The sequence below is a fragment of the Microbulbifer guangxiensis genome (genome assembly GCF_021729075.1).
In the GTDB taxonomy this organism is placed as follows: Bacteria; Pseudomonadota; Gammaproteobacteria; order Pseudomonadales; family Cellvibrionaceae; genus Microbulbifer; species Microbulbifer guangxiensis.
In genome coordinates, this window is record NZ_JAJSAQ010000002.1 from 511,943 (window position 1) to 535,849 (window position 23,907).

Sequence of the window (23,907 nt, forward strand, 5' to 3'; positions counted from 1 at the left end):
ACGCAAAGCATGGGTCGACGGCCTAAAATGACCGATATCGGCGCAGCAAGTCACCTTATACTGCGCCGCCTGAGGTTATTCGGGCCCGACTCATGCAAAGAACCATATTCAACACCCCACTGATCACCCCCCTGTTGCGCCAGGGCGCCCGCCTGCTGCTCAAGCTGCACGGCTGGCGCGTCGTCAACGACGAAAATGCGCAACAACTGAAGAAATATGTCCTGCTGGGTGCACCGCACACCACCAACTGGGACGGCTACTACTTCATCCTCGTTGCGCTGAAGCTGAAACTGGTGCCGCAGTGGATGGGAAAGGACAACCTGTTCAAATTCCCCCTCGGCGGCATCATGCGCTGGTTCGGCGGCATTGCCGTTGACCGCAGCAAGGCCAACAACCTGGTGGAGGGCACCATCAACGCTTTCAATCGCAATGAATCGCTGATTGTGGCGGTGCCACCGGAGGGCACCCGCGGCCATGCCGAGCGCTGGAAAACCGGCTTCTACCACATTGCCCGGGGCGCCGGGGTACCGGTGGTGTGCGGCTTCATCAACTTCCCCAAGAAGGAAGTAGGGCTCGGCCCGGTATTCCAGATGGGGGAAGACCTGGAGGCCGAACTGAAACGCTTCCGGGATTTCTATGCCGACAAGATCGGCAAGTACCCGGAGCTTTACACGCCGCCGATCTGACCCACCCGGCATACCGGATTGACATCAAAAAGCGCGCATAAAAAAAAGACGGGCCCCGGCCCGTCTTTTTTGTTTTTACCTGCGGTGAAATCGATCAGCCCAGTTCGGCCATCACTTCATCAGGGATATCCGCATTGGTGTAGACGTTCTGGACGTCGTCCAGGTCCTCGAGCATGTCCACCAACGCCAGTACTTTTTCCGCGCCGTCCCTGTCCATGGGCACAGTGGTGGCGGGAATCATGGCGATTTCGGCATTGTCCGGCTTGAATCCCGCCGCGGTCAGCGCGTCCTTGACCGCCATATACTCCTGGAATTCGGTGGTGACTTCGATACTGCCGTCATCGTTGGTCTCGATATCCTCGGCACCAGCCTCCAGGGCCGCCTCCATCAGGGTGTCTTCATCCACGCCCGGCTCGTAATACATCTGCCCCTTGCGCGAGAACAGATAGGCCACGGAGCCGTCGGTACCCAGGTTGCCGCCGCGCTTGGTAAAAGCGTGCCGGACCTCGGCCACGGTACGGTTGCGGTTGTCAGTCAGGCACTCCACCAGCACGGCCACACCACCCGCGCCATAACCTTCGTAGGTCACCGCCTCGTAGTTATCACCCTCAGCGTTACCGGCACCGCGGGCAATAGCCTTCTCGATGGTGTCCTTTTTCATATTGGCCGCAAGCGCCTTGTCGATGGTGGCGCGCAGCGTCGGGTTGTCTTCCGGGTTGGGACCCGATTTCGCGGCCACGGTCAGCTCGCGGATGATCTTGGTAAATACCTTGCCGCGCTTGGCATCCTGGGCCGCCTTGCGGTGTTTGATATTGGCCCATTTACTGTGTCCGGCCATCAGAACTCTCCGGTTGAATCAGTTATGGCTTGAGTGACTGGCGCCTCCAGAAGGCTGGCGGCGCAGTGACATTCAGCTGACCTGCTCTTCTTTGAGGCGCAGGCGAATATTCAGCTCGCGCAGCTGGCGGGAGTCCACGGTGCCGGGGGCATCGGTCATCACGCAGGCGGCGCTCTGGGTTTTCGGGAAGGCGATGACATCGCGAATCGAATCGCTGCCGGTCATCAACATCACCAGGCGGTCGAGGCCAAATGCCAGGCCGCCATGGGGCGGCGCACCATACTTGAGCGCATCGAGCAGGAAGCCGAATTTTTCCCGCTGCTCGTCGGCATCGATGCCGAGAATGCGGAACACGACCTGCTGCATGGCCTGGTCGTGGATGCGCACGGAACCGCCGCCGAGCTCGGTGCCGTTCAGCACCATATCGTAGGCGCGTGACAGGGCGCCCAACGGATTCTGTTCCAGCTCTTCAGGCGAGCAGGAAGGGGCCGTGAACGGATGGTGCAGCGCGGTGAGGCTGCCATCGTCGTCTTCCTCGAACATCGGGAAAGCCACAACCCACAGCGGCGCCCATTCGCTGGTATACAGGTTCAGGTCCTCACCCAGCTTGCAGCGCAGCGCGCCCAGGGACTCGGAAACCACCTTGTGGGAATCCGCCCCGAAGAAGATCAGGTCGCCGGTCTCGGCTTCCAGGCGCTCGAGAATCGCCGCGCGCACTTCCAGCGGCAGGAACTTCACGATCGGTGACTGCAGCCCGTTTTCCAGGTCGGAACGGTCGTTGACCTTGATATAGGCCAGGCCCTTGGCACCGTAGATGCCGACAAACTTGCCGTAGTCATCGATCTGCTTGCGGGTGAGCTTGTCGTTGCCGCCGGTTACCTTGATGGCGGCCACGCGCCCTTTCGGGTCATTGGCCGGACCGGAGAACACCTTGAAGTCCACCTCGGTCATCAGGTCCTTGATCTCCACCAGCTCCAGCGGGATTCGCAGGTCAGGCTTGTCAGAACCGTAGCGCAGCATCGCCTGGTAATGGGACATGCGCGGGAACTCGCCCAGGTCCACGTCCAGTAGCTCCTGGAACAGGCTGCGCACCATGCCCTCGGTAATGGACATGATGTCCTCTTCATCGAGGAAGGAGGTCTCGATATCGATCTGGGTGAATTCCGGCTGGCGATCCGCCCGCAGGTCTTCATCACGGAAACACTTGGCAATCTGGTAGTAGCGGTCGAAGCCGGACACCATCAACAGCTGCTTGAACAGCTGCGGCGACTGCGGGAGCGCGAAGAACTTGCCGTCGTGGGTGCGGCTCGGCACCAGGTAATCGCGGGCGCCCTCGGGTGTGGCGCGGGTCAGGATCGGGGTTTCGATATCCAGGAACCCCATGCCGTCCAGGTAGTTGCGGATGGCGGTGGTCAGCTTCGAGCGGAAACGCAGGTTGCGCTGCATCTCATCGCGACGCAGGTCCAGGTAGCGGTACTTGAGCCGCACGTCCTCGCCCACGTTGGTATGTTCATCCAGCTGGAAAGGCGGCGTCTCGGCGACATTGAGAATCTCCAGCTCATTGCCGTAAACCTCCACCTCACCGGTATCCATGTTCGGGTTGACGGTGGCCTCGGAGCGGGCGCGCACCCGGCCCTTGACCTTCAGCACATACTCGGTGCGCACGCGGTCGGCCTGTTCGAAATGCTCAGCGGCGTCGGGGTCAAAGACCACCTGCACGATACCGTCGCGGTCGCGCAGGTCGATGAAGATGACTCCGCCGTGGTCGCGGCGGCGGTCCACCCAGCCGCACAGGGTTACTTCGCGGCCGATGTCCGCAGAACGAAGGGCGCCACAGTAGTCGCTGCGCATGGATAACATTCCCGTTGTCTTGTGTTGTCTCTGGGCCGGTGAACGCCGGCCCGGTTTGAATGCCGCCGGGACTCAGCCCGCTGCGGCGGTGCCCCCGGACGGCTTGTCCGAGCTGGACTGGGCCTTGGCCCCGTCACCGGCCAGGTTTTTCTTGCTGCCGGTTTTGAAATCGGTCTCGTACCAGCCGCCGCCCTTGAGGCGGAAACCGGCAGCCGAGATCTTCTTCTGCAGGTCGGCCTTCTGGCAGGCCGGACAATCGGTCAGTGGTGCATCACTGATGCGCTGCAGAGCCTCCAGTTGGTGACCACAGGCTCTGCACTGGTATTCATAGATCGGCATGGATCGGTACCTGGTGCTTTGAGGGGCGCAGATTATACATGAGCGCTCTGGCGGGAAGAAGCTGGCCCGCGCGCTGCGGAGGAGTCATTGCCTGAACCCCGGAAAAGAGCACGAAGATTCTCCCCGGCCTGTCATATCGTGAAAAAAAGCACTATTTTTCCCGGTTTTTCTCGTGCGAGAGAAAAAAAACTGGATATACTCACCCCATACCCACACGGCTTTTGACCCCTGCCGGGGCGGAACCGGTGAGGTAAAGAACACATTTTCACCGGATAGACACCACCAATAGAGAAGGAAGCTACCATGGCCGCACGCAAGAAAGCCGCAGCTAAGAAAGCCCCCGCCAAGAAGACGGCAGCCAAAAAGGCTCCCGCCAAGAAGACCGCAGCCAAGGCTGCAGCGAAGCCGCGCAAGGTCACTGCGATCAAGGAGAAGTACACCAAGACGCAGATCCTGAACGAGATCGCCGAGAACACCGAGCTGAGCCGCAAACAGGTCCAGTCCGTCCTCGACGAGCTGTCCAACGTGATCGAGGGTCACATCAAGAAGCGCGCAGTCGGTGAGTTCGCCCTGCCCGGCCTGATGAAGATCACCACCGTGAAGAAGCCGGCCAAGAAGGCCCGCAAGGGGATCAACCCCTTCACCGGCGAAGAGACCGTGTTCAAGGCCAAGCCCGCCAGCATCCAGGTAAAGGTACGGCCGCTGAAGAAGCTGAAGGAAATGGCCGAAAACTGATTCCGGCAATCTCCCCAGCACGAAAACCCCGCCCCGGCGGGGTTTTCTGTTTCTGGCCGGGCACTTCCGGCTCCCCGGCCCTACCATCTCGCAGCCCCACCAGCGTAAAATGTGCGGCCCCATCAACAAGACAAACCGAAGAGTCCTATGCGCGCATCCCGCTACCTGATTGCCACCCAGAAAGAAACACCGAACGATGCCGTGGTCATCAGCCACCAGCTGATGCTGCGCGCCGGCATGATCCGGCGGCTGGCCTCCGGCCTCTATACCTGGCTCCCCACCGGGCTGCGGGTGCTGCGCAAGGTGGAGCGCATCGTGCGCGAGGAAATGGACCGGGCTGGCGCCCTGGAAGTACTGATGCCGGTAGTGCAGCCGGCCGAGCTGTGGGAGGAATCCGGCCGCTGGCAGCAGTATGGTCCGGAACTGCTGCGGATCGAGGATCGCCACCAGAACCCCTTCTGCCTGGGCCCCACCCATGAAGAGGTCATCACCGACCTGATCCGCAACGAGATCAACAGCTACAAGCAACTGCCGGCCAATTTCTATCAGATCCAGACCAAGTTCCGCGACGAGATTCGCCCCCGCTTCGGCGTGATGCGCGCGCGGGAGTTCACCATGAAGGATGCCTACTCCTTCCATCTGGATGGGGACTCGCTGCAGGAGACCTACGATGTGATGCACGATGCCTACTGCCGCATCTTCGATCGCATCGGCCTGGACTACCGCCCGGTACTGGCGGACACCGGCTCCATCGGTGGATCCAGCTCCCACGAGTTCCACGTACTGGCCGCCAGCGGTGAGGACGACATCGCCTTCTCTACCGAGAGCCGCTACGCCGCCAACGTGGAGCTGGCAGAAGCCGTGGCTCCCGCCGGTGAGCGCGCAACTCCCGCAAAGGCGATGGAGGAAGTACACACACCGGGCCAGAAAACCATTGCCGACGTCAGCGCCTTCCTGAAGTCTGACCCGGCCCACTCCGTAAAAACCCTGATCGTGCTCGGCGAGGCCGAAGAGGGAGAGCAGGCTCCGCTGGTGGCACTAGTGCTGCGCGGCGACCACGAGCTGAACGAGCTCAAGGCGGAAAAACTCGAGGGCGTGGCCAGCCCGCTGGCATTCGCTCCGGAAGCCCGTATCGCCCAAGAACTGGGCTGCGGTATCGGCTCTCTTGGACCGGTCAACCTGAAGATCGAAACCATTGTCGACCGCGCGGCCGCCCAACTGGCGGACTTTACCTGCGGAGCCAACAAGGACGACTACCACCTGACCGGGGTCAACTGGGGCCGCGATGCGGAGCCCGGACGCGTGGAGGATATCCGCAACGTGGTCGCCGGTGATCCGAGCCCGGACGGCCAGGGCACCCTGGAGATCAAGCGCGGCATCGAGGTCGGCCATATCTTCCAGCTGGGCGACAAGTACAGCCGGGCCATGAATGCCACGGTGCTGGACGAGAACGGCAAGGAACAGGTGATGGCCATGGGCTGTTACGGGATCGGGGTCTCCCGCATCGTTGCCGCCGCCATCGAACAGAACCACGATGATGCCGGCATCATCTGGCCGGAGGCGATCGCCCCGTTCCAGCTGGCAATCGTGCCGATCAACATGCACAAGAGCGACCTGGTCCGCGAGAAATGCGAGCACCTCTACGACGCCCTGCGTACCGAGGGTATCGATGTGCTGCTGATGGACGAGCCGAAGGCCCGCCTTGGCGCCATGCTGGCGGATGTTGAGCTGATGGGTGTTCCGCACCGGATCGTGGTCGGTGACCGCGGTCTGGAACGCGGCGTGGTGGAGTACAAGGGCCGCCGCGATGCCGAGAGCCAGGATTTCGCCGAGTCCCAGCTGCTGGAAATCCTGCTGGAGAAACTCGCCGGCTGAGCCCGCTGGCGCTGTGCGGGCGATGGGGTAAGATAACCCGGAGCCCGCTTTGCCACAGACCGTGAAGAAAATGATAAGAATCTGCTTAACCCTGCTGCTCGCGCTCGCCTGGGCCCCGGCACAAGCGCAGATGCAGATCCCCCAGATTGATCCGGAGCAGCGCCGCGCCCTGCGTGCGGCCATCCACCAGGCCCACAGCTTTTCCGACCGCTTCGATGCGGAAGTCTGGCTGATGGCCAAGTCCCAGCCCCTTGCCCGCTATATCAAGGATCCCGACGAGCGTATGCGCGTGCTGAAGGCCGTGCACCGGGAGGCCACATTGGCAGGGCTGCAGCCGGAGATCGTGCTCGCCGTCATCCAGATCGAGAGCGCCTTCGACCCCTATGCCGTCAGCCGCGTCGGCGCCCAGGGCATGATGCAGGTAATGCCGTTCTGGAAAAACGAGATCGGCAGCCCGGACGACAACCTGATCGACATGGACACCAACCTGCGCTACGGCTGCACCATCCTCAAGCACTATATCGGCAAGGCCAAGGGCAACCTGGCCAACGCCCTGGCTTATTACAACGGCAGTTACGGCCGCCATACCTACAGCAGCAAGGTGCTGGACGCCTGGGCGGACCGGTGGAGGTAAGCGGTGCATAGCAGCTATGTGTTTTTCACCGGCAGTGCCTGCGGCCTCCTGCTACTCGCGGCCGCGAGGCTGCTGATCAGCTATCGCCACCAGCCGGCCGGGCGCTGGCTGATCCTGATGCTGGCAGGGGTGCTCTGTTATCTGCTGTGGCCGCTGCTGTCGCTGGAGCACCCACTGGCCCGACTGCTGTTCGACCTGCCCACCATCCTGGTGCCGGCCGCGTTCTGGCTGTTCGCCCACCAGCTCTGCAGCGAGGGAGACGCCTTCCCGCGCTGGGGATGGCCCCTGATCGCACTGTCGGTTGCAGTGCCAGTAGCGGCCAACCACCTGGAATTTGCCACCGCGCCGGCGCTGCACGAGTCCCTCTACGTGCTGGCGCAACCGCTCAAGCTCGGGCTGATCGCAGCGGGCATGCTGGAGTTGTTCCGCCACTTCCAGTCCGACCTGGTGGAAGCCCGGCGCCGCCTGCGTGCGGCTCTGCTGATCACCGTGGGTGGTTACATGCTGGTCGTGGTGAGCGCAGAGTTCCTGTTCACCTACTGGCCGATACCTACCGGTATTCCCACCCTGCACGCCCTGCTTGCCACCCTGCTGTCCTTTGCCGCCTGCCTGTGGTTGCTGGCGCTCTCACCGGAAGCCCTCGGGGAATCCCTGCCGCCGGCGCCAGAGGCGCGCGAACCCGAAGCGGAGGAAGCCCCGGCACAACCGCCCCCCAGCCTCGACGGACCGCAGCGTCAGCTGCTGCAACAATTACAGTCCCACATGGAGAATGGTGGCTACCGCCATACCGGCCTCACCATCCGTGAACTGGCCGAACAGCTGGGTGCCCGCGAGCATGTACTGCGCAGCCTGATCAACCGCCACTTGGGTTACCGCAATTTCAACGAGTACCTGAACGAGTTCCGTATCGACGAGGCCAGTGCCCGCCTGGCGGACCCGCAGCAGGCGCACCTGCCGATACTGACCATCGCTCTGGATATTGGCTACCGTTCGCTGAGCCCCTTCAATGCCGCCTTCAAGCGGCGCCACCAGTGCACCCCCACGGAATTCCGACGCGGGCAGCTGCCGGCCTGATCCCACCAGTTTTCAGAATCCGTCAGCTGTTTTGCGGATTCCGGAAGCACTTTCCTTGCGTTTGATCCAGACTGGACCCACGGATTTGAAGCTAGCGTCGGGCACCTGCCGGCGGACAGCAGCCAATAACAAGAACACGAGGGACAAACCATGGAATTCCTGCTGGAGATGGGCCAGGACTGGGTGCGGCACTTTCAGAGCGACCTGTTCCGCTACCTGCTGGCCACCACCACCGTCAGCCTGCTGGTGGGTGTTGTGTTCCGACGCTGGATGGACCGCCGGCGCATCCAGAAACGCCGTGCCGGCTGGCGCGATATCCGCCGTGAGGTCAGTTTCTCCATGCTCACCTTGGGGGTCTTCTCCACCATCGGCCTGATCACCGGAGTCCTGTATGACTGGGGCTGGCTACAGCTGTACCGGGACTGGGGCGACTATCCCCTGTGGTGGAATATCGCCAGCCTGCCGGTGGTGATTCTGGTCCACGATGCCTACTTCTACTGGACCCACCGCACCATGCACCACCCGAAGCTATTCCGGCACTTCCACCGCCTGCATCACCTGTCCCGGACCCCCACCCCCTGGGCTGCTTACAGTTTCTCCGTGGGCGAAGCCGCCCTGATGGCCATCTTCTCCCCGCTGATCACCATCCTGCTGCCGCTGCATGTGCTGGTGTGGCTGTCCTTTATCTTCGTGATGATCTTCCGCAATGCCATGCTCCACGCCGGCTGTGAATTCCATCCCCGCGGCTGGGTGGACGGGCCTCTCGACGTCCTGACAACCACCACCCACCACGACCTGCACCACCAGAAATTCCAGGGCAACTACGGCTTCTATTTCACCTTCTGGGATCGATTGATGGGGACCGAATTCAAGAACTACAAAGAGGAGTTTCGCAGGGCGGCATCTGGAGGCACCGGGACAAATAGCGAAGAACAGGGCCTACAATCGATGACCTGAATACAGCAAAAGACTGACAGACGGTACCGCGGGAACCTGGGAAATCCAGAAAGGAAGACAAACAGCAGAAGGAATCCCGCGCCAACTGGGTCTGAAAGTGAGAATTCCCCAGCAGCCTCTAATCGAAATGTATCTATTATGGTGACTCGCCCGCTGCCGAAGCCGAAAGAATCCTCACCCCGGCAGTGAAGCCGGCATGCTCTGTGCTCCTGGCGAATCCTCCCATGGAATTTCAAAGGAATGGCAAGGAGTCACTATGGAGTGGGAATTTCTGTCTGAGCTGGCCCAGCCATGGCTGACACAGTACGAAAGGATGCTCTTTCGCTATGTTCTGGCGGCCACCCTGGTGAGTCTGTTTGTCTCCCTCTTGTTTCGCGGCTGGATGAACAAGCGCCGGCTGCAAAAACGACGCGCCACCTGGCGAGACATCCGTCGGGAAGTGAGTTTCTCGCTACTCACCATGGGAATTGGCGCCACCATCGGCCTCGGCACGATAGCCCTCAACCGCGCCGGTTACCTGCATCTCTATTGGGAGTGGACTGACTATCCACTCTGGTGGAACATCATCAGTCTGCCCGTCCTCATTCTCCTGCATGACACTTACTTCTACTGGGTGCACCGGGCCATACACCATCCCAGACTATTCCGGCACTTCCATCGGGTACACCACCTGTCTCTCAGCCCCACTCCCTGGGCGGCCTACAGTTTCTCCGTCGGTGAGGGTTTGCTGATGGTGCTATTCACCCCCCTGTCGCTGGTCTTGTTGCCGATCCATATCTGGATCGGGATCGCTTTCAGTTTCATCCAGATCTTCCGCAACACCATGCTGCACGCCAGCTGTGAATTCCACCCTCGAGGCTGGGTCGACGGCCCGCTGGATTTCCTGACCACCACAACCCACCACAACCTGCACCACCAGAAATTCCAGGGTAACTACGGTTTCTACTTCACCTTCTGGGATCGGCTGATGGGCACAGAGTTTAAGAATTACAAAGACGAATTCCGCCGGGTCACGGCTGGCGCAGTGGAGAACGATGAAGGAGCAAAAGGCGCTGAGGTGACACCCTGAAACCGTATTGCGGCTGATCGGCAAAAAACCGCAACCTTTGCGCGGCCCGTGTCACGGTGCCGCGCTTTTTTATTTAGGCCGGAGCATGGCCCTGTTTCCGTTCCTGAAGGTAACAGGCCGTGCCCCAGAGGATAAGCAGGACCTCGGTAGCGAAGAAGAGCCCGTTGCGCCAGTCAAACCCGCTGTGCGCCAGCATGCCCACCAGCCGCCCGCCGCCAAAGCCGGCATAGGCCATCACGATGAGCAGGAAGGCAACCCGGCGATGGCGCCGGAACACCACGGCAAGGCCGATCGCCACACCGATCATCACCATCAACCCCCCGAAAGTCGCGAGGAACTCCGGCATGGCTGCCGGTGCGTCCAGGGAGAAATCGATCGTGTTGGTAAATGCGACGGGATTGGCAAACGCTGACACACCGATGATGGCGAAGATCAGCGCATTCAGAACCAGATAAACTGTCCCACTGTGTCTCACTGCCAGCTCTCCCAATCCATTGATTTGACGGCTTTTCCCAAGCCCACTCTTCCTTCGCAGTGTAGAGCAGCCACAACCATAGGCCTGGAGGTTGAGAATTACGCTTCCTCCGGCACTTTGGATGCCAACCTCGCACACTCCCGCTTCTGCACAACTAACATTCAAGCAGCTTAAACCGTGATCAGGCCAGGGGCATTGGCCATTGCATTCATTATTTGCTCTTCGCGGTCTTTCGAAGCGCCCTTACCTGGCAGAATCATTTCTGGAGAACCCAATGGAATCGCGCATGCGCAACTTCACACCCGTCCTGCTAGCCCTGATGGCTGCACTTACTGCCTGTGGCGGTGACCGGGAGCCGGCAGAAGGGGCACAGTCGGGCAGCTCAGGAGAACAGATCATCGGGGAAGAGTTCGGTTCCCGGGACGCCCCGGTGGATGATACGGACAACGAATCCAATCCCTATGCGGCTTCAGAGTCGGGTAATGAAGGCAACAGAGATACCGCTGGGGCCTCTGGCACTGGCGCCAGGGGTGACTATCCGACGACTGCCTATTTTGGCGACACACACGTGCATACCGGCTGGTCCGCCGACGCCGGCATGGACGGCGCCACCCTCACACCCGACGATGCTTACCGCTTCGCCCTGGGGCAGGAAGTGGAGTCCAACAGCGGACTCAAGGCAAAGCTGCACCGCCCCTATGACTGGTTCATGGTCACCGATCATTCCGACGGCATGGGGGTCATCAATGAAATCGTCGCCGGCAATCCGGAGATGCTGAAAAACGACACCATCAAGAAATGGAGTGAAGCACTCAACTCTGGTGACCCAAAGCAAGCCAGCGCCGCCAAGAGTGAGCTGATCACCATGCAGTCCGAGGAGCGACTACCCAAGGAAGTCATGGACCCCAAGTGGATGAAGTCCGCCTGGGAAAAGACCATCGAAGCGGCGGAAAAGTATTACAAGCCCGGCGAGTTCTCTACCTTTATTGCCTTCGAGTGGACCGTCAATGCCGACGGAGGCAATAACCTGCACCGCAATGTGATCTTTCGCGATGGCGCCGACCGCATTGGTGACCTGCTACCCCTGACCACCTTTGAGACCCAGGACCCGATGAAACTGTGGCAGTGGATGCAGGCCTACGAGCAGAAAACTGGCGGACAGGTGCTGGCGATTCCCCACAATGGCAATCTGTCCAATGGGCGCATGTTCGAGGAACAGCAGTTCGACGGCTCGCCCATGACCAGCGAATGGGCGCAAATGCGGGCGAAGTATGAGCCCCTGCTTGAGGTGACCCAGATCAAGGGCCAGAGTGAGTCTCACCCGAGCCTGTCGCCTGAGGACGAATTCGCCAACTGGGACCTGTGGGATCGCGGCAATCTGATCCTGGTGCCCAAGCCGGAGGGTGCCATCAAGACTGAGTACTGGCGCGAGGCACTGAAGTCCGGGATGCGGCTGCAGGACAAACTGGGCACCAACCCGTTCCAGTATGGCGCCAACGCTGCCACCGATACCCATACCGGTCTTTCCACCGCTGAAGAGGACAACTTCTTTGGCAAGTTCAAGACCCTGGAGCCTTCCAACAAGACCCGCTGGAACTACCCGCTGATCGAGGGCAAGAGTGGTGACTTCACCGGCTGGGAGCAGGCAGCTTCGGGCATCATGGGCGTGTGGGCGAAGGAAAACACCCGCGAAGCTATCTGGGATGCGATGAAGCGCAAGGAGACCTTTGCCACCACCGGTCCGCGGATGACCCTGCGCTTCTTCGGGGGCTTTGATTTTAGCGAGCTGGACGCCAGGGGTGACATTGCGGCTGTCGGCTACAAAAAAGGTGTACCGATGGGTAGCTCGCTGAGCGCAGCCAAGGAAGGGCAGCCGATAACCTTCCTGGTAGCCGCCATGAAGGATCCCGAGGGTGCCAACCTGGACCGGGTGCAGATCATCAAGGGTTGGGTAGACGGCAATGGCAAGGCGCACGAGAAAATCTACAACGTGACCTGGTCTGGCGATCGAACTAAAGATGGTGAGGGGGAAATCCAGAAAGTCGGCAATTCCGTCAACCTGGAAACCGCTGAATACAGCAACGATATCGGCGCTGCGCAGCTGGTGGGCCACTTCGTGGATGAGGAATTCAACCCCGACCATAAAGCTGTCTATTACGTGCGGGTACTGGAAATACCAACGCCTCGCTGGACCCTTTACGACAAAGTGCGTTTCGACGTGGAAATGGACAAGGACGTTCCGCTGACCCACCAGGAGCGCGGTTTTTCCTCGCCAATCTGGTATACACCCTGAAAGCAAACGGTTGGACAGCAAACCCTGGAGCGGAGGCTTTAACCAATGAGGGGATCAAAACTTTTTTCGCGGATCGTCCTCTCCCGCAAACACGAAAATGTTTGCCCTGGCGTTCTGGGACTGACACTGCTGACCCTATCCTCAGCGGCTTTGAGTACAGAGGGTGGCATCGGTTATTACGTGCCCGGCACGGTAGCAACGCTGATCGATCGCGCACCGCTACAGGCCGGGGTGGTGGTGGAGCCCATCTATCTTAACTACAGCGGTGATTTCAGTATCAGCGCCGATATCCCCATTGCCGGGCTCGTCGCAACCGGCGTTGATGTCGACCTGGATGCGGTGGTTGTCGGCGGGATTTATACCTTTGAGACACCAGTGCTCGGGGGAAAATACAGTGCAGGATTATTTACATCCTGGGCAGATGTCACCGTAACCGGCACCATAGAAAGCGACCTTGGCAATTTCCGTCGTCGCGATTCCACCTCGGGCCTGAGCGATACTAGCCTGGTTCCAGCCATGCTTGCCTGGCAGTGCGAAAACTGGCAATACAATGCCCTGCTGACTGTCTATGCCCCGACCGGGGACTATGACGTAGGGCGGCTCGCCAACCCCGGACTCAACTACTGGGCGGTGGACCCCACCTTTTCCGTTGCCTATAGCAACCAGGAATCCGGTTTCAATGCCTCCCTGTTTGCCGGGCTGACCTATAACTGGGAAAATCCGGATACCGATTACAAGAGTGGCTCGCTCTTTCACCTGGATGGCAGCCTGCAGCAGATGCTTCCTGCGGGCGAAGGCTTCGTCACCCTTGGACTCAACGCTTTCTGGCTGAATCAGATCAGTGATGATGACAATCCTGGACCAGGCCTTTTTATTCAGGAATTCAGGCAGCGGTCCTCGGGCATCGGCCCTGTAGTCGGTTATGTGCTGCCCATGGGAAAGGAAAACCTGCTGGTGGAATTCAGGTGGCTTCCTGAGCTGGACACCAAGAACACGCCAGAAGGTGATTACTTCTGGCTCAAACTGGTCTATCAGTTTGATATCTAACCTCGCAGACACGATATGACAGCGGGAGGCTGTTTGCAGGCATTGCGAAGGCCGCAAGCACTTATCCCTCTGCTAGATTGATAGCCAGTATCGCTCCCTAATCGAGTGAGATTCGGTCTCTCTCGGTGCGGAATACAAAATCACAGGGCAGTCACATTGGCATTTGATTTCGGGAATCAATAAAAAAGCCGCTCCCTCCGCTCGCCTACAGGTATACCCTGAGGCGACTCCACGGATAGGATAAGAGATAACACAGGGAACAGGATTTTAACCATGAGCCACTCGGTTTTGCGCGAACCTTTGCTGCACTTTACCCTGATCGGTGCGCTGCTGTTCGGTATCAGCACCTTCTTCACCGACGACGATACCAGGCGAGACGAAATTGTCGTGACGCAGAGCCGCATCGACCACCTGGCCGCAGTGTTCGAACGGCGCTGGCAACGGCCGCCCACCGAACAGGAACTGAGCGGGCTGGTGGACAACTTCGTACGCGAGGAAGTCCTCTACCGGGAGGCCATCAATCTGGGACTGGATCGGGACGATACAGTGATCCGCCGGCGCCTGCGCATGAAAATGGAATTCCTGGCCAGGGACCTGATCGATGCCATCGAGCCCGGAGAGCAAGTCCTGCGTGACTATTTTTCCGCAAATGCCGAGCGCTACCGGCAACCGGCGCAGATCAACCTCCGCCAGATCTATTTCAACCGCGGTGCGCACGATAACCCCGAGGCAGCCATCGAGACCGCAAGAGCACTGTTGTCGGAAGGGGTGTCCGCGAGTGAGCTCGGTGACAGCAGCCTGCTGCAGAGGCACCTTGAGGGGCAAACCACAGATCAGCTGGACCGCCTGTTCGGCGAGGGGTTTGCCAGCCAGCTCGAAACACTGCCCCGCGGCGAGTGGGCCGGACCGGTCGAGTCGGCCTATGGCCTGCACCTGGTGCTGCTGGAGTCGGTGAGAAGCGAGCAGCCGGCGGACTTCGAAGACGTGGCCTCTATCGTGCTGCGCGACTGGCAGAGCGAGGAACAGAAAAAAATCCTGGAAGCGCAGTACGACAGCTATCGCAGCGCCTATGAACTGCGGGTTGAGGGCAAACTGGAGCGGGCCAGTGAGGAGGTGGCCCTGCAATGAACCGCCTGTCGCCACTCCATATCACCCTTATTTTTGCAGTACTCAGCCTGCTGCTGGCCTTTCAGGCCAAGTCCCATGAGTTGCGGCCGGCCTACCTGCAGATCCAGCAGACTGCGGAAGAGGTTTTCTCGGTGTCCTGGCGGGTACCGGCCCGGGGCGACCTGCGCCTGTCCATGAATGTGCGGTTCGGCGACAGCGTGTCTGCCGTGACACCGCCCCGGGGCACGTTTGCCAATGGGTTTTACACCGAAACCTGGCAGGTGAGCCACAGTGCCGCGCTGGCCGACGTCCCTGTGGCGATCGACGGCCTCGAGCAAACGATGACGGACGCACTGGTACATATCCGCTGGCAGGATGGCCGCGAGCAGGTGACGAGACTGCTTCCGGACAGGACAAAACTGGTCATCGATGCGAAAGGGAGCAGCGGACAGATAGCCGGCACCTACTTCGTGCTCGGCGTCGAACATATCCTGCTCGGCATCGACCACCTACTGTTCGTGCTGGCACTGGTTCTGCTGGTCAGTGGCGTGCAGCAACTGGTGTGGACCATCACCGCCTTTACAGTGGCCCACAGCCTGACGCTGGCCGCTGCAGTGCTCGGGTGGGTATCGGTACCCCAGGCACCGGTGGAGGCTGTCATCGCGCTGAGCATCGTATTCGTGGCCAGCGAGATCCTGCAAAAACATCGCGGGCGCTCGACCCTGGCCATCCGCAAGCCGTGGCTAGTGGCATTCGGCTTCGGCTTACTGCACGGGCTGGGTTTTGCCGGTGCCCTGTCGGAGATCGGTGTACCGCAGCATGCCATCCCCCTCTCTCTGGCGCTGTTCAATATCGGTGTGGAGGCGGGCCAGCTGGCCTTTATCGGCGCCCTCGCCCTCCTCTGGTGGCTGCTGCAGCAAGTGCCCCCATCGCCATGGTGGGGCGCCCGCCACAACGGTGCTGATACCGCCGTGGTCGCCTGGCCGATTGCTTACCTGGTCGGTGGGCTGGCAGCCTGGTGGTTGATCGACCGCAGCCTTTCGATGGTACTGACCTGAGAAAACAGGCGGGAGAGCGGTCCGGGCGGGCCATCATCCGCCCGGGAGGAAGACAGTGTTCAATCCTGGAACAGCAGTTCCAGTGGGTAGCCGCCAAAAGGCTTGGTTTTCTCGATCACCAGGTGGGAAGTCATGCGCGAGATCGCGGCTTCTTCGTTGGCCAGCAGCTGCTCGGAAACCTGGTTGAAGTCTGCCGCGTCCGGGCAGACGAAGCGCAACATGTAATCGAACTCGCCGGACATTTTCACGCACGAGACGATCTGTGGAATCTCATTGATGGCACGGCGAAAGCTTTCACTGGTGCGGGCGTCCTGACGCTTCAGGGCGACGTTCACGTAAAACTCGGCATGGCGCACCTTGTCCAGGTTCACCTCCGCGTGGAACTCGCGAATGTAACGCTCGCTGGTCAGACGCTTTACCCGCGCCAGACAGGCGCTCTCCGAGAGACCGATCTGCTCGCTCAGATTGAGGTTGCTGATGCGAGCGTTGGTCTGCAGGGCCTGCAGTATCTTCAGGTTATGCCGGTCGATTTTCACGGTGCTGTTTCTTCTACTACAGAAAAAGGCAAGGATAACGGCAATCGACGGATGTCGAAACAGGGGCCCGCGGCTCTTTGACGGCGGGCCCCTCTGCTGCCAACCCGAAAAGGGGTAACCCCGATCAGCCAGCCTGGCGATTGTCGCTGGTGACGAAGTGTTCGATGCGGTCCAGTGCTCGACGCAGGTCTGCCTCGTCGGCGGCCAGGGTGAGCCGCACATGGTTCACTGCACTCGGGCCGAAGGGGGCACCCGGCAGTACGGACACACGTTCGGCATCCAGCAGAGCGGAGGCGAAGGCTTCACCGGATTCCGCCACCCGGGATACATCCACCATCACGAACATGCCTGCGTCCGGAGCGTAGCAGCTCAGGCCGGGCATATTGCCGATGCGTTCTACGATCAGCTCGCGGCGCTTTTCATAGGCGGAGCGCATCTGCTCCACGAAGTAACCGTCGAACTCCAGCGCGAACGCCGCCGCTTCCTGGATGAACTGTGGGCAGCCGAACATGGTTGCCCCGGCCCACTGGGCCAGGCGTTCCACCAGTGCCCCCTGGGCGACGGCCCAGCCGAGGCGCCAGCCGCTCATGGCGTGGGACTTGCTCAGGCCATCGATCACCACCACGTTGTCCAGGTGCTCCGCCGCCGTGCGCAGGGAAGTGTGACGGCGGGCGAAAGTGATCATGGAGTACATTTCGTCGCTGACCAGCCACACATTGCGCTCGCGGCAATAGGCCGCCAGTTCCCGCAGCTGCTCCGGAGTGGCCATGGCGCCGGTAGGATTCACCGGAGTGTTGATCATCACCACGCGGGTGTCTTTGCCGATCGCGGACTTGATGGACTCCACATCAAAGGCGAAGTTGTTGTCCGCCGGGCAGGCCACCCGCTTCACCTCCAGGCGCAGCGCATCACAGATGGGCACGTAGCCGATGTACATCGGCTCCGGGATGACGATTTCCTCACCCGGATTCAGCAGGCAGGCCAGTACCGAGTAGATGGCATTGGTGCCGCCGGGGAAGACCACCACGTCATCGGGGCTGCAGGGATGGGGGGATACCTTGCTCTCGATGGTGGCGATGGCGCGGCGCAAAACCGGCTCGCCGGCGTCGGGGGAATAATGGGTACGGCCAACGCCCAGGCGCGCACGGGTGTAGTCGAGGATGGGCTCGGGAGTATCGAAGTTGGGGTCGCCCACACACAGGAAGATCACGTCCTCACCCTTGTCGGCCAGCTCGTGGGCACGCGTGCTGACCGCCCAGACATCGGCGTCGGCTCGGTTGAGGGCATCACTCGGCAGGCTGAACTTTGGCTTGAACATCTTCACTATCCAGTTGTTATCGATACTGCGTAACTTAACAACCGCGCGGGTAATTAATGCCCGATCTCAGCGTGAATTTCGCATTCCCGTGGCATTTTCTTTAGCCATACCGCAGAAAATTCTGCGCCACCGGCAAGCCGACCAGCCCCGCCGGCACGGTCGCGCCGGTGGGCCACTCGCCCGGCGAAATCAGAACCGGTAACTGAAATTCAGTCCCCCCAGGGTATCCTCCGGGCGCATCAACAAGGTGCCGCTCACCTGCAACTGATCGGTGAGATTGAGCCCCACCATGGCACCGCCACCATTCTGGAAGTAGCCGGAGTTACGACTGTCGTAGGCCGCCAGGTTGGCATTGTTGCCGCGTATGGACTTGATACCGATATTCACATCCTGCACGTCATCACCGTCATTGGCTTCCACCCAGACTTCACCGAACCAGCGCCATTCCGCCTCTTCCGGGGCGTTATAGAAGAAACCCGCGCGATAGCGCCAGTATTCCCGGTTGATGCCGCCTACCCGCAATCCGAAAGGATCGACGGTCTCGCCATTGATGGCGCTGATATAGGTCAGGTCGTGGTTGGCCCGCTCGGTAAAGCGGTCGGAATCCACGTCGGTCCAGGCCAGGGACACGAACGGGCCGATCTGGCAGGGCAGCGCCGGCGCGGTGTCGAAACCGCCGCGCACAAACACACTGCTGGCGTCGCCCTCGGTGCTGGCCTGGATCTGGGTCGTATAGGGTCCGATATGAATGTGGCGGTTCACATCGTCGTAATCGATGTCGCTGTAGGTAAGACCACCGTCCACAAACCAGCGCTCATCATGCCAGCGGGCCAGCCAGCTGAAGTTGAGGTTATCCGCTTCCAGTGACCAGTCCCGTGGCCGGTAATCAGAGCTGCTGTAGGACATCGCCAGCGCCCACTCAAAGTTATCGGTGGCGTTGAAGCTGAGACCGAAGAACGCATCCCAGGCACTGTCGTTGTAATTGGGCGCCGGACCGCCGCCCAGCTCGGTGGTGTTCCAGGCCGCACTGAAAAAGACCGTGGTAGTGGGCTCGCGGAAGCGCTGGGACAACAGGTGCTGGTCGATATTGGACTGGTGCGCGCGGGTGTTCTGATAGCCCAGGTCCGGTAGCAGGGCAAAGCCCACCGGTGCGCTCAGTACCGAGTAGTAGTAATCCCCCAGCGCTTCCTGTGTTGCCAGGGTCGGGTGGACACCGTCATTGAAATACAAGCGGTCTGCGTTCGGGGCACTGCCCACCTCGCTGAACACCGGATCCGGGTTGGCGCAGGTGCCCGCGGCATAGCAGGTCGCCGCCTGGTCGATATCGGCAAAACCGAACAAAGCTGGTCTCTCCAGCGCCAGCGTCCCGAAGCCCTCGGTGTCCAGAATCAATACATTGCCGACAAACAGCATCTGGCCGCGCAATTCCTCATTGAACAGGGCTGTGCCGCTGTTGGCCGCTGAAACCGCCGCTGGCCCCAGGTCGTTCATCAACGGTGTATTACCCACGCGTGGCGCGTTCGAAACCACCACATATTTTGCCCCGGCAGCACGCAGTTCCTCGGCAGCGGTCACGAGGAAAGTGGCGGCGCGCTCCATGGACGCGGGACTGATGGTACCGGCGATGGTGTTGGCAATGATGTCGTTGCCACCGCCCTGGAGAAAATACAGGGTGTCGCTGGTCACGCTGTTGCGCTGCAGGAACCCCTGCCCCAGTGCGTTGGGCACTCCGGTGAGGCCGATACCGTTATTGGGGTCGTCCACCAGCGCTTGAAGCGCCGCGGGGTCGCCGAAGCTGGAGACCGCGGCGATCAGTTCCGCCGGCGGCAGGAAGGGACTCTCCCCCGCCGCCGGATCACAGATACCATCTTCACCGCAGCGGCTGGAGTCCGGCAGGATGGTGGTGAGCCTGTTGTGATCGGCCAATGTCGTATCGGGAAAGAGACTGCGGAAGCGCTGCGGGCCCACCACGTCCAGTAGAACATCCGCCGTCCGATTACCCCCCACTGCCCAGTTGCTGCCATTGGTCAGCACTGAACCGGTAATCTGCGCCACCAGCTCTTCCACGCTGCCCGCCGCGGGATAGCAGGGCACCGCGCCACCAAAATCGGGACCGAGCCCGAAGCAGGACGGCGTCAGCGGTTCGAGCCCAAAGCGCTGGGCGGTAAAGCTGATGGCCGGCTGGCGAGGGGTTTCACCGTCGGGATCGTCACTGGTAAAAATACCCGCATTGCCGCTGTCGGAGAGAGAGTCCCCGAAGACGACGACATTGCGGTAAAGCCCGGTGGTGACACTCTCGTCAGCGAAACTCGCCGACGCGCCAGCCAGCGCCACCGCCAGGCTGATGGCTCTTGCCGTGAACGCCATAATGCACTCCTTTGCACAGGTCGCGATGGGGCAAGTATAGACACCGACCGAAACGCAATTTTCGCTGTCACTAGCGGCGGCAACAGCATCCTGCAAGGAATAACAAACACGCCGACGGCACACCCGTCACTTCAGGTCGGCAAAGACCTCAATGGCTTTCTTGCGGGTTTCCTTGACGTCACAAATGGGCGGCGGATACCCCTCCATTGGCGGTGGGCTGTGCACTTCTTTGTCGCTGAGCTTTTTTAGCTGCGGCAGAAAATGACGAATAAATTCGCCATGGCGATCAAATTTCTCGGACTGGCTGTAGGGATTGAAAACACGAAAATACGGCACGGCGTCGGTGCCGGTGGACGCAGCCCATTGCCAACCGCCGTTGTTGGAGGCGAAATCGCCATCGATCAGCTGGTTCATGAAATAGCGTTCGCCCCAGCGCCAGTCGATCAGCAGGTTCTTGGTCAGGAAGGAGGCCACCACCATGCGCAGGCGGTTGTGCATCCATCCGGTCTGCTCCAGCTGCAGCATCGCGGCATCGACGATGGGCACTCCGGTCTTGCCCTTGCACCAGCGACGAAACGCCAGCTCGTCACCGGACCAGGGCACGCCCTCGGTTTCCGACTTGAACGGCTTGTGTTTGCACAGGCGGGGATAAGCCACGATCAGATGGGTGTAGAACTCCCGCCAGATCAGTTCGCCGAGCCAGCAGTCGACCCCCTCACTGCCGCCCTTCCAGCGCCCGCGGTTGCACTCGAGCGCCATGTGGGCACACTGGCGCACCGAAAGGGCGCCGGCATTCAGGTAGGGCGACAGGCGCGATGTACCATCGATCCCCGGGTAATCCCGCTCTTCTTCGTAGGCGTCGATCTGCTCCTCAAAGGCGTCGAGCCTTTTCAGAGCGGCCTTCTCGCCCGGCTCCCAGCCGAGCAGTTTGCCATCCTGATCAGCGACCGCGCTGTATCCCGCCACGGTTTTCGGAATCGTCTGGCGGAGGTTCTCCTCACCCTTGATCTGCAACCAGCTGGGCCAGTCCACGGTGTCGCGCTTGCGTGGTGCGGGCAACGGCGAGAAGTCACCGCCGCCACACTGCTCGATAAATGCACGCTTGAAGGGCGTGAAGACCTTGTAGGCATCGCCGCTATTGGTCTTGATCGCGCCCGGGGAGACCAGCGTGCGGTCGGTGCTGTACTCGATGGGAATCCCGATCTCTTTCAGGGCCTTGCGCACCCCCTCGTCCCGGTGCTGCTCGTTGACCGGATACTCCGCATTGGCGAATACCGCCGCCACCTCGAGTTTGCCGGCGATCTGTGCCATGGCCTCGGGCACCTGCTCGAAGCGTTTCAGTTCGAGGAAATAAAGCGGGATATTGCGCTCGGCAAGCGCCGCCTGCAATTCGCGCAGGCAGGCGAGGCGGAAGGCTACCAGGTTGTCACCCTCGTCATGGCTCTGCCAGGTCTCCGGACAGGCGATGAAAACACCCGCGACCGAATGGCAGGCCTGCACAGCCCGATGCAACGCCGTGTTGTCATGGACGCGGAGGTCCGTGCGGAACCAGACCAGTCCGCGCTCGTGCTCGAACCTGTCACTCATGAGAATTGCTCCCGCAGTTGTGCCAGTACCTCACCCGTGCTGCCATTCAGCAACCCGGTCTGGCCATGCTGTGCAAGCCTGCGCAGGTCCCGTTGCTGCAGTTCGACAAAGCCGCCGGCGAACCAGAGCGGCACCCGCAGCCCCTTGCGCGCCCGTTCCAGCCCGCTGCCAAGGATGGCCATCGGCAGTGCATGATGGCTGTAACAGACCACGCCATCGAGGTGCAGATTCTTCTCGGCAAAGGCCAGCTCGCCGAGCTCCGCCTCGGGTGCAAGCCCGAAAACCTCGAACCCCATATCCGTCAGCGCCGCTTCGAACAGCTGGGCAAACACCCCCTGCTCGCTCCCGGGGAAAGTGAGCAGCAACAGCCGCCCCAGGGACGGGCCACGCTTGCGACCGCGCCGCCCGGCGCGCAGGTTCACTGCCAGCAGTTCGCCCAGCTGGCGCCAGAACAGGGCCTGGCCGATGCTGTTACCGTAGCGATGCTGGCGGCTCAATTTGCGGTGCAGTGGCGCCAGCCAGCGATCCAGCAGCAGTGGCAGGGGGTAGGCGGAAAGCAGCTGCTCCAGATGGCGCTCCAGTTCAGCCGTTTTCAGGTGTTCCACCAGCGACTGGGTATCCGCCACCAGCTGTGTCCAGCTGTCCTCCGCCGGTGCGGGCTCATCCGGTTTTTCCAGTAGCGGCCTGACCTTGCCAATGGCGACACCGCGGGCCAGCCAGGACTGGATATCCCGGATCCTGACCACATCGCACTCGCTGTAGAGCCGGTGGCCCTTGCCGGTGCGCCCCGGAATCAACAGGCCGTAACGGCGCTCCCAGGCGCGCAGGGTCACCGGGTTCACCCCGGTGCGCTGGGCCACCTCTCCGATGGTCAGGCTGGGCGCGGCCGCCGGGGCTTCGGCGCGGTTGTCTGTGGGCTTCTCTGTCACTGCCGGTGTCGGTGTTTCTGTATCAGACACGGTATCTCTTCTCCGGGGAACATCTGCTGCGGACTAGTGAAAGTCGCACAGCCCCATCTCGGCTGGCTCCGCGGCCAGCAGCATCTGGTTGTGAATGAAACTGTGGGGGGTACGGGGCAGGTAATGACGCAGCAGCGTCAATACTGCCGAGGCCGGCTTCAGTCCCCGCCGGTACTCGTCAATCAGCTGGGTGAGCTCCGCCTTTTCCTCTTTACTCAGATAGCCCTTCAGGTGCCCCTGACTGTGCATCAGGGCATTGGTCTTGTCCTTGCGGCTGGCCATGTGGGACAGGATCTCCATCATCCGCCCGCGCACCTCCAGCGCCAGCTCCCCCTGTTCGCGCCCTTTCGAGTTGGCCAGCACCTGGCCCAGGTCGCGGGTCTTCTGCTGGTGATGGGCCAGCAGCAGGTACTTGTAGGCGGTGAAGAACTCGATCAGGCGGGCCGGTTGCGGATCTTCCTCGACGTAACGGAACCAGGCATCGTAGGCAAACACCCGGGTCAGAAAATTCTCGCGAATATCGTTGTTGTTGAGCCGCCCCACTTCCTCCATGGGCATGTCCGGGAAGCGATCCCGCAGGCGCTCGGCGTAGACACCCATACCGTCGCTGTCGTGGCCGTGCCCGTTGGGCAGGTAGCGGCGGATCCCCTTGAGGCCACAGCTGGGGGAGTTCTGCATAAAGATGTACCCACGCACCCCCTGCAGCTCCGGCACGACACTGTCGGCGTAATTCCGCAGGGGCTCGGTGACATCGAGTGTCGGGTCATCCACCCCCAGCACCCGTATCTCCGCCTCCGGGGACGGATCGCTCTTCACCAGCCGGATGGGCTGCCGCGGCACGCCCATGCCGATGGCGACCTCCGGGCAAAGCGGCACATACTCGAACACCCGCCCGAGCAATTCAGTACAGACCTTGCTGTGTTTGTGGCCGCCGTTATAGCGCACGGCGTCACCCATGGCGCACTGACTGATGCCCACGGGGATCTTGCCGGTCAGCAACTCGATTTTCATCGCACTTGTACACCCTGAAAAACCTGTACAAGTTTTATAACCCCGAATCCCGAGTTGTACAAGAATAAATTTTGTATAGGTAAGAGCCCCC

General features: G+C 60.9%; 21 protein-coding genes. 11 read left to right on the forward strand and 10 right to left on the reverse strand.

Annotated elements, in window-relative coordinates; all coding sequences use genetic code 11:
* Window positions 1-92 precede the first annotated feature (92 nt).
* A complete protein-coding gene (locus tag LVD12_RS06375; RefSeq protein WP_237066573.1) occupies window positions 93-686 on the forward strand; it encodes a lysophospholipid acyltransferase family protein in 594 nt (197 codons plus the stop codon).
* Between the two features lie 94 nt (window positions 687-780).
* Here LVD12_RS06375 and LVD12_RS06380 read toward each other — a convergent pair whose 3' ends face one another.
* From LVD12_RS06380 to LVD12_RS06390, 3 genes are all read right to left on the reverse strand, one after another.
* Window positions 781-1,524 carry a YebC/PmpR family DNA-binding transcriptional regulator gene (locus tag LVD12_RS06380; RefSeq protein WP_237066575.1) on the reverse strand — a complete coding sequence of 248 codons (744 nt, stop codon included), beginning with the start codon at window positions 1,522-1,524 and terminating at the stop codon, window positions 781-783.
* Window positions 1,525-1,596: 72 nt separating this feature from the next.
* Entirely contained in the window at window positions 1,597-3,375 is a 1,779-nt protein-coding gene (gene aspS / locus LVD12_RS06385) for an aspartate--tRNA ligase (RefSeq protein ID WP_237066577.1), read from the reverse strand.
* Between the two features lie 72 nt (window positions 3,376-3,447).
* Window positions 3,448-3,714: an FmdB family zinc ribbon protein gene (locus LVD12_RS06390; protein ID WP_237066579.1), complete on the reverse strand. Its 267-nt coding sequence runs from the start codon at window positions 3,712-3,714 to the stop codon at window positions 3,448-3,450.
* 303 nt (window positions 3,715-4,017) lie between these two features.
* Between LVD12_RS06390 and LVD12_RS06395 the strand changes: the two genes are divergently transcribed.
* From LVD12_RS06395 to LVD12_RS06420, 6 genes are all read left to right on the forward strand, one after another.
* Window positions 4,018-4,449 carry an HU family DNA-binding protein gene (locus LVD12_RS06395; RefSeq protein ID WP_237066581.1) on the forward strand — a complete coding sequence of 144 codons (432 nt, stop codon included), beginning with the start codon at window positions 4,018-4,020 and terminating at the stop codon, window positions 4,447-4,449.
* Window positions 4,450-4,596: 147 nt separating this feature from the next.
* Complete coding sequence (locus LVD12_RS06400; RefSeq protein ID WP_237066583.1) at window positions 4,597-6,324, forward strand: proline--tRNA ligase; 1,728 nt, start codon at window positions 4,597-4,599, stop codon at window positions 6,322-6,324.
* A gap of 70 nt (window positions 6,325-6,394) precedes the next feature.
* Window positions 6,395-6,958 carry a lytic transglycosylase domain-containing protein gene (locus LVD12_RS06405; RefSeq protein ID WP_439651330.1) on the forward strand — a complete coding sequence of 188 codons (564 nt, stop codon included), beginning with the start codon at window positions 6,395-6,397 and terminating at the stop codon, window positions 6,956-6,958.
* 3 nt (window positions 6,959-6,961) lie between these two features.
* Window positions 6,962-8,032, forward strand: a complete 1,071-nt coding sequence (locus tag LVD12_RS06410) for a helix-turn-helix transcriptional regulator (protein ID WP_237066585.1) — start codon at window positions 6,962-6,964, stop codon at window positions 8,030-8,032.
* 150 nt (window positions 8,033-8,182) lie between these two features.
* On the forward strand, window positions 8,183-8,989 hold the full coding sequence (locus tag LVD12_RS06415; protein WP_237066587.1) for a sterol desaturase family protein: 807 nt from the start codon (window positions 8,183-8,185) through the stop codon (window positions 8,987-8,989).
* Window positions 8,990-9,245: 256 nt separating this feature from the next.
* On the forward strand, window positions 9,246-10,058 hold the full coding sequence (locus LVD12_RS06420; protein ID WP_237066589.1) for a sterol desaturase family protein: 813 nt from the start codon (window positions 9,246-9,248) through the stop codon (window positions 10,056-10,058).
* A 73-nt stretch (window positions 10,059-10,131) separates the two neighbouring features.
* Here LVD12_RS06420 and LVD12_RS06425 read toward each other — a convergent pair whose 3' ends face one another.
* Window positions 10,132-10,533 carry a DUF4345 family protein gene (locus LVD12_RS06425; RefSeq protein WP_237066591.1) on the reverse strand — a complete coding sequence of 134 codons (402 nt, stop codon included), beginning with the start codon at window positions 10,531-10,533 and terminating at the stop codon, window positions 10,132-10,134.
* A 274-nt stretch (window positions 10,534-10,807) separates the two neighbouring features.
* Between LVD12_RS06425 and LVD12_RS06430 the strand changes: the two genes are divergently transcribed.
* The 4 genes from LVD12_RS06430 (at window position 10,808) to LVD12_RS06445 (ending at window position 16,038) form a co-directional block, all read left to right on the forward strand.
* Window positions 10,808-12,826: a DUF3604 domain-containing protein gene (locus tag LVD12_RS06430; RefSeq protein ID WP_237066593.1), complete on the forward strand. Its 2,019-nt coding sequence runs from the start codon at window positions 10,808-10,810 to the stop codon at window positions 12,824-12,826.
* 150 nt (window positions 12,827-12,976) lie between these two features.
* Window positions 12,977-13,873 (forward strand): SphA family protein, encoded by an 897-nt coding sequence (locus tag LVD12_RS06435; RefSeq protein WP_237066594.1) that lies wholly within the window; start codon window positions 12,977-12,979, stop codon window positions 13,871-13,873.
* A 273-nt stretch (window positions 13,874-14,146) separates the two neighbouring features.
* Window positions 14,147-15,001, forward strand: coding sequence for a peptidylprolyl isomerase (locus tag LVD12_RS06440; protein WP_237066596.1), 855 nt, complete (start codon window positions 14,147-14,149; stop codon window positions 14,999-15,001).
* A complete protein-coding gene (locus LVD12_RS06445) occupies window positions 14,998-16,038 on the forward strand; it encodes a HupE/UreJ family protein (RefSeq protein WP_237066598.1) in 1,041 nt (346 codons plus the stop codon). The genes LVD12_RS06440 and LVD12_RS06445 overlap by 4 nt, the downstream gene beginning before the upstream one ends.
* Before the next feature lie 59 nt (window positions 16,039-16,097).
* Here the strand turns inward: LVD12_RS06445 and LVD12_RS06450 are convergent, their stop codons facing one another.
* The 6 genes from LVD12_RS06450 to LVD12_RS06475 form a co-directional block, all read right to left on the reverse strand.
* On the reverse strand, window positions 16,098-16,574 hold the full coding sequence (locus tag LVD12_RS06450; RefSeq protein WP_237066600.1) for an Lrp/AsnC family transcriptional regulator: 477 nt from the start codon (window positions 16,572-16,574) through the stop codon (window positions 16,098-16,100).
* Between the two features lie 124 nt (window positions 16,575-16,698).
* Window positions 16,699-17,892: a pyridoxal phosphate-dependent aminotransferase gene (locus LVD12_RS06455; RefSeq protein WP_237066602.1), complete on the reverse strand. Its 1,194-nt coding sequence runs from the start codon at window positions 17,890-17,892 to the stop codon at window positions 16,699-16,701.
* 189 nt (window positions 17,893-18,081) lie between these two features.
* Window positions 18,082-20,259, reverse strand: coding sequence for an autotransporter outer membrane beta-barrel domain-containing protein (locus LVD12_RS06460; RefSeq protein ID WP_237066604.1), 2,178 nt, complete (start codon window positions 20,257-20,259; stop codon window positions 18,082-18,084).
* 126 nt (window positions 20,260-20,385) lie between these two features.
* Window positions 20,386-21,846, reverse strand: a complete 1,461-nt coding sequence (phrB, locus tag LVD12_RS06465) for a deoxyribodipyrimidine photo-lyase (protein ID WP_237066607.1) — start codon at window positions 21,844-21,846, stop codon at window positions 20,386-20,388.
* Window positions 21,843-22,805, reverse strand: a complete 963-nt coding sequence (locus LVD12_RS06470; protein WP_237066609.1) for a MerR family transcriptional regulator — start codon at window positions 22,803-22,805, stop codon at window positions 21,843-21,845. Before LVD12_RS06470 ends, phrB begins: the two co-directional genes overlap by 4 nt.
* 33 nt (window positions 22,806-22,838) lie before the next feature.
* A complete protein-coding gene (locus LVD12_RS06475) occupies window positions 22,839-23,816 on the reverse strand; it encodes a YbgA family protein (RefSeq protein WP_237066611.1) in 978 nt (325 codons plus the stop codon).
* Between the last annotated feature and the right edge of the window lie 91 nt (window positions 23,817-23,907).